Source organism: Pseudomonas sp. NPDC087358 (genome assembly GCF_044900785.1).
Lineage (GTDB): Bacteria > Pseudomonadota > Gammaproteobacteria > Pseudomonadales > Pseudomonadaceae > Aquipseudomonas.
Window position 1 is genome coordinate 1 of the sequence record NZ_JBJDOA010000016.1, and the last position, 13667, is coordinate 13667.

The following is a 13667-nucleotide window of genomic DNA, read 5'->3' on the forward strand; positions in this document are numbered from 1 at the left end:
GAAGCAGTGATGGAACTGGTACTGGAACACAGCGGTGCCTACGGCATGGGCGTCGACTACGCCTACACCATGGTCCACGGCGCGCCGCAGCGTAAAGCCAACTGACATCGCGATCCGGGCATCGACCCGATGCCCTTTTCAGCCTCGACATCCTCTTATGTTTTCAAGTGAGCCAATCATGAACCGCATCAAAAAAGCCCTGACCGTTACCCTGCTTGCCCTGTCCATCGGTAACGCATTTGCCGCTGAAACCGCCGTGCCTGAACATCAGACCCAAGCCTTCCTCAACGCCCTGGCCGCCGGGGGTGGCAAACCGCTGGAACAGATGAGTCCCAAGGATGCCCGGGCGGTACTGACCGGTGCGCAGAATTCAGTGAAAGTCGACATGTCCGGGATTCAGGTCAGCGAGAAGACCATCAGCGCTGACAACCAGAACATCAAGTTGACCATCGTGCGTCCGGCGGGGGTCAAGGGTGAGTTGCCGGTGTTCATGTTCTTCCACGGTGGCGGCTGGGTGCTCGGCGATTACCCGACCCATGCCCGTCTGATCCGCGATCTGGTGGTGGGCTCCGGCGCTGTGGCGGTGTATGTCGATTACACGCCATCGCCGGAAGCGCACTACCCGACGGCGATCAACCAGGCTTATGCAGCCACCCAGTGGGTGGCCGAACACGGCAAGCAGATCAATGTCGACGGTTCGCGTCTGGCGGTGGCCGGGAACAGCGTCGGCGGCAACATGGCTGCGGTCGTCGCGCTGATGGCCAAGGAACAGAACACGCCCAAACTGCGCTTCCAGTTGCTGCTGTGGCCGGTGACCGACGCCAGCTTCGACACCGGTTCTTACCAGCAATATGCCGAGGGTCACTTCCTCACCAAAAACATGATGACCTGGTTCTGGGACAGCTACACCACCGACGCCAACCAGCGCGCCGAGATCCATGCATCGCCGCTGCGTGCGACCACCGAGCAGCTCAAGGGCCTGCCACCTGCACTGGTTCAGACCGCTGGCCTGGATGTGTTGCGTGACGAAGGCGAGGCCTATGCCCGCAAGCTGGATGCAGCCGGCGTCGACGTCACCGCCGTGCGCTACAACGGCATGGTCCATGACTACGGCCTGCTCAACCCGCTGAGCAACATTGCCGAAGTCAAAGCGGCCATGCGCCAGGCCGCCAATGAACTCAAGACTCACCTGAACTGATACGCCGCTCAAGCAGCACGGCTTGCCCGTGGTGGGGTCTTCAAGATCGCTACCGCCGGCAAGCCGTCCTGTTACAGGCAGTACGGCGACCGGCAATCTGGCTCTGCTGCGCTTCAAACAAACGCACGTGGGTACAAGGCTGTTCTCTTGTCCCGACTTATCGTTACCACTGATCCCCAAAAGGCGAATCACATGAGCCAGTCTCCCCGCACCTTTGGCCGCAACAGCAGTTTCTGGGTGGCGGCTGCCGTGGTCGTGCATACCCTGTGGACCAGCGCCGCCCCGGCCATGATGTACCCGCTCTATGCCCATCAATGGCAACTGACCCCGACCGTCACCACCTTGATCTTCGCGGTCTTTCCGGTGTTCGTCGTCGCCACCCTGATTGCGCTGGGCGATCTCTCCGACTACATCGGCCGACGCAGCGCGATGCTGCTGGGGCTGTCCGCTTCGCTGATCGGGGTGCTGCTGTTCGCCGTCGCCCCCACGGTCACCTGGCTGCTGGTGGGACGCGCGTTCATGGGCGTTGGCGTCGGGCTCTCGGCCGGTCCTTCAGCGGCGGCAATGGTCGAGTTCAGCGCTCCGGGCAAAGCGAAACTTGCCGGGGCGATCACCACCGCAGCACAGGCCCTGGGTCTGGCGGCGGCACTTATCCTGGGCGGCGGACTGATTCAGTACGCGCCCTTTCCTACTCGCCTGAGCTTCTGGGTACTGGTGGTCGTGCTGCTGGCGACGCTGGCCGGCGTCTGGCACCTGCCACGCCACACCAGGGCTGAGAGCAAGAAGCGCTGGTCGCTGAAACTGCCGCAGATCCACAAGCCATTGCGTCGCACGTTTCTGATCTCGGTGAGCGCTGTTCTCAGTGCCTACTCGGTCGGCGCGACCATGCTCTCCCTCGGCTCGCAGATTGCCCACGACTTGATCGGTTCGAGCAATGCGCTGGTCAACGGCGCTGCGATTTCGCTGTTCGCGGTGCTGGTGGGGGTGACCGGCATCGTCGCCAAACGCCTGGACTCCAGGCTGTCGATCATTGCCGGCGCCGGTTTCTCGATCATCAGCCTGTTGCTGCTGATGCTGGCGACCGCCACCCACGCCCTGCCAGTGTTCCTGCTGTCCAGCGCTGCCAGCGGCGTCGGCTACAGCCTGCTGTTCATGGGCGGGCTGAACCTGATCAACGCCCATGCGCCGATGCACCATCGCGCCGGGACGCTGTCGGCGCTGTTTCTGGTGGCGTACCTGATGCAGGGGGTAGTGGCGATGTTGCTGGGCCGCGCGGCGACGGCATGGGGCCTGGATCTGGCAATCGATGTCGGCTCTCTGGCGCTGGCGGGACTGAGTCTGGGCGCCATGCTGCTGGCGATCTACGTTCGCCAGCCGCAACAGGGACTCAAAGATGACCCGTCAGCTTCGGCGCAACCTGAACTGAACCGCTGATTGCATCTGGCCCCACTGCAGCGATGCATCAACATTCGGCCCCCTTGCCACGAGGAATTCCCATGCCATCGATCCATCGTTCCATGGCCCCGGCGCTCAGTTTCAACGGCGGCTTCGTTGACACCATCGGTTTTCTCGCGCTGCAGGGGCTGTTCACCGCCCATGTCACCGGCAACTTCGTGACCCTGGGCGTGAGCATCGTCCACGGCACCTCCGGGGCGCTGGCCAAGCTGTTGGCGCTGCCGCTGTTTGCGCTGGTGGTGGGCCTGAGCCATCTGGCGGCCGTCTCGATCAACCGACGCGGGCTGACCCCGCTGCGTCCGCTGCTGATCCTGCACACGTTGCTGCTGGTGCTGTTTGCCGGGCTGGCAATCTGGCTGGGCCCGTTCAACGATGGCGACAGCGCCACGGCATTGTTGACCGGCATGACCGGGGTGGCGGCCATGGCCATTCAGAACGCCATTTCGCGCCAGCACCTCAAAGGCGCACCGCCCACCACCTTGATGACCGGCAACGTCACGCAGGGCGCCATCGACGTGTTCACCCTGATCGGTGAGCGCGATGCGCAACAGCGGCTGGCGATCAGGCAACGATTCAAACCGATCGCCCTCAACCTGGGGGGGTTCACTGCCGGGTGTCTGGGCGCTGCGCTGTTGTATCTGGGTATCGGGCTGTGGTGCCTGGCGCTGCCGGTGCTGGTCGCGGTCTGGACCTGCGTTCGCACCTTTGGCAGCAGCGACAGCCTGAGCTGATCCGCGCTCAATCCTCTTCGAGCACCCGGAACGAATAGCGGTTTCTTCCCGCGCTCTTGGCTTCGTACATCGCGTGGTCAGCGTGCTGAATCAGTGTGCCGATGTCGTCACCGTCCCGGGGAAACAGGCTGACACCCATGCTGGCGTGGATCTGCACCCTGCGCCCGTCAATGAACAACGGCAGCTGGAAGCACTGATGGAGTTTTTCCAGCAGCACGCTGATTTTCTGCGCATCCTTGACGTTGTCGAAGAAGATCACGAATTCGTCACCGCCCAGCCGCGCTACGCAATCGGCGCCGTCACTGGCATTGGTCAGCAGCTTGGCCACCGCCTGCAGCGCCAGATCGCCAAATCGGTGACCGTACTGGTCGTTCATCTCTTTGAAATGGTCAAGATCGACGAACAGCAAGGCCATTTTCTGCCCGTTCTCCCGAGCGGTAAGCAACGCCTGCTCCAGGCGTTCGAAACACAGACGCCGGTTGGGCAGCTCGGTCAGCGCATCGTGCCGCGCCAGATGTTCGAAGGCAGCGCGGCTGCTGGTCAAATCGTCGAGCTGGCCGAGAATCTCTTGTTTCATGGCGTGGAAGCGACGGGCCAGGACCCCAAGTTCGTCATCCCGGGGCGGTAAGCCGGTGATCTTGCGCTCACGGGAAAACAGCTCCACCGCATCGGTCATGCTGCGCAGCGGCCGTATCAGCGCCCGCGACGCAACGAACGCTGCCAGCAGCGCCAGCACGCTGAACAACAAGGCGATCTGCGCGATGTTGGTCCCCGCGCGTGATGCCTGCGCCAGCACATGGCTCTGCGGTTGGCCAAGCCCGAGCACCACAAAAGGCTCGGACTCGCCGTTATGCGACAGGCGCACAAAGGCGGCCACCAGCTGATCGACCTGACCTTGCTCGACACTGCGGCCGATCACGCTGTTGGGGCCGCTGTCGACCAGCAGGCGCGAGACCTCGGGGAATTCGTCCTGCAGGAACAAGCGCCGGCCCTGATCGAAACCGAACGTGCGCCGGTGATCGGGATGGACCAGCAAATCGCCCCAGCGGTTACTCAGATAGACCTGGTATTGCCTGGGCAAATCGCTCTGCAGCTGGCTGAACAGTTGATCGAGATCGACGTTGATCACCAGCAGCGCGAAGACCTTGCCGGAGGCATCGGCGACCGGGGTCGAGACGTGCAATGTCGGTTTGCCCAGGCCTGAGTGCGCGCCTTGTTCGTGATTGATCACGATCGGTGAAATGCGCACTTCACCGGGCGCCAGCCGCAGGGTCTCGAAGACGTAGGCGTAATGCCCCTTCTCCTGCAGATCAGCGCCATCGACCCGCACGATACTGGGTCCGTCACGGTCTTGCCGGACCAGCTCCAGGCCGTGGTCGGTCGCGCTGATCAGACGAATCTGCATGTAATCGGGATGCGCCAGCAGCATCGCCCTGAACGATTGGGCCAGGTTGTCCTGCACCGCGTCGCGGCTGGCCGGGTTGGCGATCTGGCCAAGCTCATGGACCTGGGGTCCGTTGCTCAACACCGCCGCATCCAGCGAAATGGTGCGCAGGCTGGCGTGCAGGTTGCGCCCCAGCACCTGGACCGAAGTCAACAGATCGCGTTCGGCGGCGTGCAGCAGCATTTCCCGACTGCTGTAGTAGATGTAATACCCGGCAAGCGCGGTGGGCAACATGCCGAACAGAGCCATCAGACAGCCGAGCTTGAAGGCGATGCCAAACCTCATTGCAGCTCCCTCAGAGGCGGTCGTTCACCGGACACGATGCGTTGCCACAAGGCCGCGCGGCGCTGGTCGTCCTCGACCGGCCGCAGCCAGATCAAGCGACCCGAAGCGCTGGCATCGGGGGGTTCCTGCAGGGTATTGGAGAGGTCCTGGCGCTCGGTCAACGCCCGGCTCACTTGGGGTTCGAGCATGTAGTTGATCCACATATTGGCCAGCGCCGGGTCACGCGCCGCGCTGCTGATCGCCCAGCAATCGAGCCAGGCCAACGCGCCTTCGCGCGGCACTACGTAGCCCACATCGACGCCCGCATCGCGCAATTGCTTGAGCTGCTGGCGGCCATAGTTGGCGAAGACCAGCGCCACCTCGTGGGTGCGAAACAGCTCGGCCGCCTCTTCAGGCAACGCATAGAACGTCAGGACATTGCGCCGCAGGGCGATCAACTTGTCGGTGACCCGCGCGAAATCCCCGGCGCCTATGCGAAACGGGTCACCGCCCAACGCTAGGCTGGCCAGGGAAAAGTTATGGTTACCGGTGTTGAACGCCAGCACCCGCCCCTGAAACCTGGGATCCCACATGCTGTCGATCGACACCGGCGGCTGGCTGAACTGCTTGCGATCATAGATCAGTCCCATGTCCGACCAGGCGTAGGGAATGGCGTAGATCTTGCCGTCCACGACAATGTCGGGAATTCGCGGATAGTCGCGAAAACGCGGCAGTTGCCGGGCCGTGTTGGCGATGCGCTCAGGGTGCAGCGGCTGCAGCAGTCCCTGGTCGACATAGTGGTGGATCTCGGCGGTGTTGGCGGCGATGACATCGAAGTCGCTACCGTGATTTTCCGTCAGTTTGCTGCGCAGCACTTCATCGCTGCCTACCAGGGTGATCTCGACCTTGACCTTGTAGCGCTGCTCGAAGACGGCCGCCAGATCACTGTCGGCATAGCCGGGCCATGCCAGCACCCGCAACGCCTGCTCGGCAGCCTCGGCATGCGCCACTGCAAACATGCAGGACAACAATAACCACAACGGGCGCAGGGAGTTCATGGACGATGCCCACTGGAGTAATGGCGCCACTATACCTATGGCAATGTGCCGTTGCTTGGCTACCTGATTGCGCCCGCAACACCTTCGGTCGGAAACGTAGGGCAGGGTTTGACGGTGATTATTTCGCCGCCAGCAGCGCCAGCGCCGGCCTGCCCGCTCATGATGATGAAATCGCCCTGGCAGCACTCAGCGCGCTGCAACCCTGACTCTGGCAGTAGGCTCAGCGGGTCATCACTCGATTCTGAAATCCGCCTATGCCGGTGCACGTCAGAGTGGGGGTCTGTCTCAATGGCCGTGGACGGTCCAGGCCACCAGACGGGCAACGATCGGGCGCACGATGAGTACACAGACGAACGCGGCAGGCATCGCGACCCGATAGGCATTCATTACCTTCTCCAGGTAATGGGCATCCATCCCGAACTCGGCAAGGGTAATCACCAAGCACATCAAAAACGCCATGATTGTCGCCATGTACAGCGCGAAGACATAAGGCGTCAGGTGTTTGGGAAAGCGCAATCGTGTGCTGGAGCTGCTGGCTGGTTGGCTCATCGGGTATCCCTTGCAGGCTTGATGGAAAAAACAGCGACGAGGCTAGCAAGCTGCCGGGCGTAGCAGTAGTGTCGTCGTGCTTGAAGCATTACTAAGCAGAACCTACGAATCGGACGACAGGGCGCCATGGATATCCTGAGGTTGATCAACAGTTTCATCCGGGTGGTAGAAACCGGCAGCATCGCCGCCGCAGCCCGCGCTCAAGGCATGAGCGCTGCTGCGGTGAGCCAGAGCATCAGCCGGCTGGAGACTCATCTGGGGGTGCGCCTGCTGTCGCGCACGACGCGCAGCATGGCGCTGACCGAAAGCGGCGCGCGCTATTTCGAGAAGGTGCGGCACATTCCCCGTGACATCGACCTGGCCTCCCAGGCCGCAACGGTCGCCACGCAGCCGCAGGGGCGGCTTTGCATCGCCACCACCGCAGCCTTTGGCCGTCATGTGCTGGCGCCGCTGATGCCCGGCTTCAGCGCTGCGTACCCGCGCATCGATGTCGAATTGATCAGCACCGACCGCCGCGTCGATCATCGACTCGAGGGCATCGACGTGAGTATCCGTATCCAGGCCCAACTCAACGACCACATGATCACCCGGCATATCGCCTCACGGCCCTTTGTGTTCTGCGCCTCGCCCGACTATCTGCAACGCGCGGGCGTGCCCAGCACACCTGAGGACCTGAAACACCACGCCTGCCTGGTCTTTCGCTACCCCACCGACGGGCGTTTTCTGCCCTGGCATTTTGTCCGCGACGGCCAGCGCTTCGAGGCCAGGGTCAATCCCGGTTTTGTCTGCGACGACATCGACATGCTCGCGCAGATCGCCGTCAATGGCGGGGGCATCGCACGCCTGGCAAGCTTCGTCGCCCAGCCGTGGATCGACAGCGGTCGGCTGTTGCCGTTATTCGAGCCGAGCGCCCGGCAGGCAGCCCATGCGCAGTCCGAGCCCATGGATATCTACGCCTGTGTCAGCGAGCGTTCGGCGTTGAACACCAAGGTGCGTGCGTTTATCGACTTTCTTGAGCAGGCCATGCAAAACCAGGCCGACGCCGGGCCGGGCATCGGCCGTTGACTATCTGCCGTGGACACCAAAAAAGGAGATTATTGCAGCCTTGACCCGGAACGGCGGACGATCTTGATCGAGTGCTTGATGTTGGGCTTGCGGGTGACGCTGATCGCCCGCTGGGTCACCGTATCGAGGGTGATGTTCCAGAAGCCGGTGCTGGGCACGACGATTTTCGCCGGGAATTTGTCGAACGCGCCGCCATGGTAGGTGTGGCGGCCGCCATTCTTGAAGCTGCGGAAATTGGCATCGCTCATGAGGCGAATGTTGCAGGTACTGGAGCACTCGATCACCACAATGTCGTCTTCGTTGAGGTGTTCGCGCTGATGGATGAATTTCATCGGAATTCCGCGGGGGTCTGAGCTGGCGCGCAAGAATATCACGCACGGCCAGGCAACCGCAGGCTGCCGGTGCTGGGTATCCGACCGGTTGCCCAGGTGATATTGCGCCGGACAGGCTGCCCATGGACTCGCATGCATGCGTATGCAAAACTCTTCTGCGATGCATTTTTACCCGGTCTTTGAAAGCACAACGGCGATGTCCGATCGTCGCTGTGGCACACAACCAACAAGAAAAGGTGGCTGACAATGCTTGAACTTGACGCTCTGACCCAGGGCAAGCCCGTTGCGATCGTGGGAGCGGGACTGGTCGGCGCTGGCTGGGCGCTGGTGTTTGCCCGGGCGGGTCTGACCGTGCGCATCTACGACTCGAACCCGGTGATTTCCAGCGCCTCGCTGCCGCTGATCGAGCAGCAGATCGCTGATCTGACTGCCTACGGATTACTTTCCGAGCCTGGCGAATCGATCCTCGCCCGCCTGACCGTTTGCCAGACCCTGGCCCAGGCCGTTGACGGCGCAGCGTATGTCCAGGAGTCGATTCTGGAGCGCACCGACGTCAAACGCGCCCTGATGCTCGAACTTGATGCGCTGGCAGGCCCGGACCTGATCATCGGCAGCTCCACTTCCGGCATCCCCGCCTCCGCGTTCGCGTCGGGCTTGAGCATTTCCGCCAGGGTGATCATTGCCCATCCGGTCAACCCGCCTTATCTGGTGCCGGTGGTGGAAATCGTGCCGTCGCCTGAAACTTCCCCCGCGGTGGTCGAGTTCACGGCGGCGCTGATGGAAGCGGTCGGACAGAGCGTGGTGCATGTGCGCAAAGAGGTGGCCGGCTTCGTGCTCAATCGCCTGCAGGCCGTGTTGCTACGCGAAGCGTGGGCATTGGTGGAAGACGGCGTGGCCAGCTGTGAAGACATCGACAAGACCGTGCGCGACGGCCTGGGCTGGCGCTGGTCGTTCATGGGACCGTTCGAAACCATCGACCTCAACGCGGTGGGCGGTGTTGCCGACTACGCCCAACGGCTGGGCCCGTTGTATCGCAGCATCGCCGATTCGCGCAGCCACGAGCGTGAGTGGAGCCCCGAGCTGATCAAGCAGATCGAGAGCCAGCGTCGCGAGTTCCTCAAGCACGATGATCTGGAATCGCGGCGTGGCTGGCGTGATCGCGCACTCATGGCCTTCAGCGCGCAACGGCGCAAGGCCGACCCGCGCTGACAGCGGCGATGACTGCGCCCACGCGGTCAATCAACCGGCCCTCGCCCTGAGGGCCGGTTCAATAGTTACTGGGCGGTCCAGCCACCGTCGACCTTCAATGAGGTCCCGGTCACCATCCTGGCTGAAGGCCCGGCAAGGTAGAGGGCCGCACCGACGACATCCTCCATTTTCGCCATATGCCCCATCGGGATTTTCGACACCAGAAAGGCTTCCTTCTCCGGGGTGTCAACGATCTTGCGCACCATGGGCGTATCGACAAAGGTCGGGCAAAGCGTGTTGACGCGGATGCCGCGCTCGGCGAACTCCACCGCCATGGCTTTGCTCAGCCCCTCGATCGCGTGCTTGGTCATGCAATACACCGTGCGGTTCGGCGATCCGACGTGGCCCATCTGTGACGAGACATTGATAATCACGCCAGGGTCCGCGCCAGTGTTGTTCAGCATCTTCTGCACCGCCGCCTGGGCCGTGACGAAGCAGGCCCGCACGTTGAGGTCGAGCATCGTATCCAGATGCTCGTCAGTCACCTCAAGCATCGGTTCCGGGAAGTTGGTGCCGGCGTTATTCACCAGAATATCGAGCTTGGGGATATCACTGATCAGCGCCCGGATCGCGGCGCTGTCGGTCACATCGCAGACCAGGGTGCTGACCCTGGCGCCGCGGCTGCGAATCACTTCGGCGACCTGATCCAGGTTGCCCTGGGTTCTGGCCAGCAGAATCAGATCAGCGCCCGCCGCGCTGAAGGCCAGCGCTACGCCTGCGCCAATTCCCGTACCGGCACCGGTGATCAGCGCCACTTTTCCGTCCAGGCGAAAGGACGGCATACCCAGGGTCTCGTACTCGCTTGCCACGTGCTGTCCTCACAGGTTTCCAGAGCATCAGGAGGGCATGATTGCATACGTATTCAGCCGAGCATAGAAGACCTTGCATCGATTTGAAAAAGCGCCAGAGCCGGCGCCGCATCGCTGTGCAGCGCCAGCCTCGGCGAGGCCCTATACCAGCCAGACACCGTTGTTGAGCTCGGCCGCCACGTTGCCGATGTTTTCCTGACTTTCCGAGAACGAGACCAACACCTCGCTGGCGGTCATGCCGGCGCTCATCTGCGCGTTCCAGTACTGCAAGCCGCCGGCGTCGGCGTCGCGATGCAGCACATGCAGGTAGAAATTATTGATCAGCGAGTTCTGGTCGCTGGCAGGGTTGAGAGTCTTGAATTCGCCACTGTCGACAAAGCCGTTGGCGACTTGCAGCAGGCTCTTGCCGGCATCGAGCTCTTTGGTCCAGTAATTGAGCCCGGCAGTATCGGCCTTGCGGTCGAAGGCGGCCTGGTACAAGCGGTAGGCGCAGCCGGCGTTCTCGCCAGCGCTGACGTCCAGGGCAAGCAGCGAACCATCGCCCATTTCGATGCGTTCGACACCGTTGAGGGTGTCCACCTTCCCCGCCGTGCTGACCGTGTAAAGCTTCAGGTTGCCACTGGCGTTGGCGGTGCTGCTGACGCTGATGCTGCTTTTGTCGCCGGCGTAGACAATGCTGTCCAGGCCCTTGCTGCCGCTGCTATCAGCGTTGTAGGTGTCATTGCCGCTCGAACTGATGAAACGGTCGCTCCAGGGCGAGCCGTAGACCGTGTCGTTGCCCTGGCGCGCCAGTTGTTCCAGTTGGGTCGGGGTCGCGTTGGCGGCAGCAACGGCATCGAGCTTGAGACCATCGATGGTCAGGACGGTGGTCCCGCCCTTGATCCAGAACACGCTGAAGACCGTACCGCCGGTGATGCTGTTGCCGGCATAGGTAAAGTTGCCAGACATCTGCGTGTAGGTGTCCGCGGTGCCCTGCAGGTAGGTTGCGCCCAGCGCCGTGCGGGTCTGGCCGGTCCAGTCGTCGAGATTGAAGCTGGAAGCTGGCTGGCTATAGGTGACTGAGGCCATGAAGTGTCCCTTTCATTGGTGAGTCGTGCAGCAAATGCTGAATGACCGCGCGGCAGCTGAACACATCGAGTGATGCCTTCGCCGCGCGGGGTGCAGTAGAGGGAGAAAATCGGTTTAGGTTCAATGTCAGGGGTGTCAGCCGGCTCAGCCAATCACCTGCGCATAAACGTGTTGATCAACGTTGCCACCGGACAGGATGACCCCTACCCGGTTGCCCTGCATGGCGTGGCTTTCCTGCATCAGCGCCGCCAGTGCCGCCGCGCCTGCGCCCTCGGTCAGGTTGTGGGTGTCGGTGTAGTACACGCGCATCGCCTCGGCGATCTGCTCGTCGCTCACCGCGACGATTCGCTGCGCGCCGGCGGTGTAGATGTCGAACGCCTCAGGCACCGGCTTGCGCACCGCCAGGCCATCGGCAAAGGTGTTGGCCGTTGCCGTCTCGCGCAGCGCCCCGGCCTCGAACGACAGCTTCGCCGCCGGTGCCTGGGTGGACACGACGCCGACCACTCGGGTGTTCAGGCGCAATGCGTCGCGGGCGGCAATCACCCCGCAAATGCCCGATCCACAGCCGATCGGCACGTAGACGGTGTGCAGGTCCGGCGCCGCATTGAATAGCTCCAGGGCATAGCTGGCCACCCCTTTGACCAGCTCGGGGTGATACGGCGGTACCAGATACAGACCTCGTGCAGCGGCCAGACGCGCCGCTTCTTCGCGGGCTTCGTCAAAATCCCGGCCAAACTCGACCAGCTCGCCGCCGAAGCCGCGCATGGCAGCGTTCTTTTCCACCGAGTTGCCGATCGGTACGACGATCAGCGCCTGCATGCCCAAGGCACTCGCTGCCATGGCCAGGCTCTGACCATGATTGCCCCGGGTGGCGGTGACGATGCCCTGAATCTCGGGCCGTGTGCTTTTGAGCCAGTGCAAAAAGGTAATACCGCCGCGGATCTTGAAAGCACCGGTCGGGGTATGGTTTTCATGCTTGACCCAGACCGTACAGCCCAGGCGCGCGCCGAGCAGAGGCCAGGCATATTGAGGGGTGGCGGGCATCACTCGATACACGTGGCGTGCCGCGTTTTCAAGGTCTTCCAGGGTCGGACGGGGCATGGCGCTGGTCTCCAGGGGTTTGCCGCAGTCTAGGCAACCTCGCCTGCCGCAGGCTTTCAAAAAACCAACCTGATTTTTCTCTGAGCGCTTGGGTACTATGGCGCTCATGAGCGATCTCGAGCGTGTTCAAGCTGCCCCCGTTTGCGACCCGGTCCGCCGTGCCGAGGGAGGGCCGTGGACCATCGAATTGCTGCCTGCCTGCGCCTACGAAGCCCGCTATGTCGCGGCGCAATCAGGGCTTGGGTTTGCCTTTGACAGTCAGCGTGGGCTGCATGCAATCGGCAGCGACCGGGTTCAGCCGTTCGATGCGCTGCCCAACGGGCTGGCGTTTGTGCCTGCAGGTTGCGACGTATTCTCCGAGTCCGCGCACGGCGGCGAATACCTGCGCGTGATGCGCAATGACGGCGCGCAATTCAGGCAGGTACGGCCGTTCAACAACTTGATCGATCAGCCGGCCATCCGCCTGGCGCACCAGATGCGCAAGGCGCTGTTGAATGCGTCGATCGAAGCGGACTGGGAGGCCTGGGCATTGGCGTTGGTCGCACGGGCAACGGCAGAGGACGCCCCTGCCGCACCGGCACAAGGTTCGATGACCAACAAGCGCCTGCGCCTGCTCGACGAATACATCGAGGCCAGCCTCGACGGCCCGCTCAGCGTTCAGTCCATGGCCGGGCTGCTGGGGTTGTCCGAGGGCTTCTTCATACGCGCCTTCGCCGAGGCCACCGGCAAGACGCCGCACAGCTACCTGATCGACCGCCGCCTGGCCCGCGCCCGGACCTTATTGCGCACCTCGACCGACAGACTGGCCGACATTGCCCAAACCTGCGGATTCGCCTCCCAAGCCCACATGGCCACCACCTTCCGTCAACGCCTGGGCACCAGCCCTGCCGACCTCCGGCAACCGATCCTGAACAACCTGACGCGCAATCGAGCCTGACGACAGGTCCGGTCGGTAACAAGCAAACAACCGGCTCCTACAGGGTTCGGTGGCATGAAGATCGTTCCCACGCTCCGCGTGGTAACGCCGATCCGGACGCTCTGCGTCCAGTGGCGGGCTGAGGCGGGGCTATCCTGACACCAGGGGCATCCGGCTGACGCGGAGCGTCGAGGGATGCATTCCCACGCAGAGCGTGGGAACGAGCAAAGCAACTGACCCACAACCTTGCCGGCAATGGCGATTTCATGATCGTTCCCACGCTCCGCGTGGTAACGCCGATCCGGACGCTCTGCGTCCAGTGGCGGGCTGACGCGGGGCTATCCTGACACCAGGGGCATCCGGCTGACGCGGAGCGTCGAGGGATGCATTCCCACGCAGAGCGTGGGAACGAGCAAAGCAACTGACCCA

The 13667-nt window shown here is 62.7% G+C and carries 13 protein-coding genes and 1 pseudogene; 7 read left to right on the plus strand and 7 right to left on the minus strand.

Features of this window, described 5'->3' with window-relative positions:
* The 4 genes and pseudogenes from ACI2KS_RS26265 to ACI2KS_RS26280 form a co-directional block, all read left to right on the plus strand.
* Window positions 1-105: pseudogene (locus ACI2KS_RS26265) on the plus strand (hydrolase); the annotation flags it as partial.
* Window positions 106-178: 73 nt separating this feature from the next.
* Window positions 179-1198: an alpha/beta hydrolase fold domain-containing protein gene (locus tag ACI2KS_RS26270; protein ID WP_404623941.1), complete on the plus strand. Its 1020-nt coding sequence runs from the start codon at window positions 179-181 to the stop codon at window positions 1196-1198.
* Window positions 1199-1390: 192 nt separating this feature from the next.
* On the plus strand, window positions 1391-2632 hold the full coding sequence (locus tag ACI2KS_RS26275; protein WP_404623942.1) for an MFS transporter: 1242 nt from the start codon (window positions 1391-1393) through the stop codon (window positions 2630-2632).
* A gap of 62 nt (window positions 2633-2694) precedes the next feature.
* Window positions 2695-3384 (plus strand): YoaK family protein, encoded by a 690-nt coding sequence (locus ACI2KS_RS26280; RefSeq protein ID WP_404623943.1) that lies wholly within the window; start codon window positions 2695-2697, stop codon window positions 3382-3384.
* 7 nt (window positions 3385-3391) lie between these two features.
* Here ACI2KS_RS26280 and ACI2KS_RS26285 read toward each other — a convergent pair whose 3' ends face one another.
* From ACI2KS_RS26285 to ACI2KS_RS26295, 3 genes are all read right to left on the minus strand, one after another.
* Window positions 3392-5113 carry a diguanylate cyclase domain-containing protein gene (locus ACI2KS_RS26285; RefSeq protein ID WP_404623944.1) on the minus strand — a complete coding sequence of 574 codons (1722 nt, stop codon included), beginning with the start codon at window positions 5111-5113 and terminating at the stop codon, window positions 3392-3394.
* Window positions 5110-6150, minus strand: a complete 1041-nt coding sequence (locus ACI2KS_RS26290; RefSeq protein ID WP_404623945.1) for a PotD/PotF family extracellular solute-binding protein — start codon at window positions 6148-6150, stop codon at window positions 5110-5112. Before ACI2KS_RS26290 ends, ACI2KS_RS26285 begins: the two co-directional genes overlap by 4 nt.
* A gap of 285 nt (window positions 6151-6435) precedes the next feature.
* Entirely contained in the window at window positions 6436-6699 is a 264-nt protein-coding gene (locus ACI2KS_RS26295) for a DUF2798 domain-containing protein (RefSeq protein WP_404623946.1), read from the minus strand.
* Between the two features lie 126 nt (window positions 6700-6825).
* On the opposite strand from ACI2KS_RS26295, the gene ACI2KS_RS26300 reads away from it, so the two are divergent.
* Window positions 6826-7764, plus strand: a complete 939-nt coding sequence (locus ACI2KS_RS26300) for a LysR family transcriptional regulator (RefSeq protein WP_404623947.1) — start codon at window positions 6826-6828, stop codon at window positions 7762-7764.
* Window positions 7765-7793: 29 nt separating this feature from the next.
* On the opposite strand, the gene ACI2KS_RS26305 is transcribed toward ACI2KS_RS26300, so the two are convergent.
* Window positions 7794-8096 carry a DUF1883 domain-containing protein gene (locus ACI2KS_RS26305; protein ID WP_404623948.1) on the minus strand — a complete coding sequence of 101 codons (303 nt, stop codon included), beginning with the start codon at window positions 8094-8096 and terminating at the stop codon, window positions 7794-7796.
* Window positions 8097-8342: 246 nt separating this feature from the next.
* On the opposite strand from ACI2KS_RS26305, the gene ACI2KS_RS26310 reads away from it, so the two are divergent.
* The gene (locus ACI2KS_RS26310) at window positions 8343-9305 is read left to right on the plus strand and encodes a 3-hydroxyacyl-CoA dehydrogenase (RefSeq protein ID WP_404623949.1); all 963 of its coding nucleotides are present in this window, start codon (window positions 8343-8345) and stop codon (window positions 9303-9305) included.
* 65 nt (window positions 9306-9370) lie between these two features.
* Here ACI2KS_RS26310 and ACI2KS_RS26315 read toward each other — a convergent pair whose 3' ends face one another.
* The 3 genes from ACI2KS_RS26315 to ACI2KS_RS26325 form a co-directional block, all read right to left on the minus strand.
* Window positions 9371-10153: an SDR family NAD(P)-dependent oxidoreductase gene (locus ACI2KS_RS26315; protein WP_404623950.1), complete on the minus strand. Its 783-nt coding sequence runs from the start codon at window positions 10151-10153 to the stop codon at window positions 9371-9373.
* A gap of 141 nt (window positions 10154-10294) precedes the next feature.
* On the minus strand, window positions 10295-11221 hold the full coding sequence (locus tag ACI2KS_RS26320; RefSeq protein WP_404623951.1) for a DUF4214 domain-containing protein: 927 nt from the start codon (window positions 11219-11221) through the stop codon (window positions 10295-10297).
* Window positions 11222-11365: 144 nt separating this feature from the next.
* The gene (locus ACI2KS_RS26325) at window positions 11366-12322 is read right to left on the minus strand and encodes a threonine dehydratase (protein WP_404623952.1); all 957 of its coding nucleotides are present in this window, start codon (window positions 12320-12322) and stop codon (window positions 11366-11368) included.
* Between the two features lie 106 nt (window positions 12323-12428).
* Between ACI2KS_RS26325 and ACI2KS_RS26330 the strand changes: the two genes are divergently transcribed.
* Window positions 12429-13259, plus strand: coding sequence for a helix-turn-helix domain-containing protein (locus ACI2KS_RS26330; RefSeq protein WP_404623953.1), 831 nt, complete (start codon window positions 12429-12431; stop codon window positions 13257-13259).
* Window positions 13260-13667 lie beyond the last annotated feature (408 nt).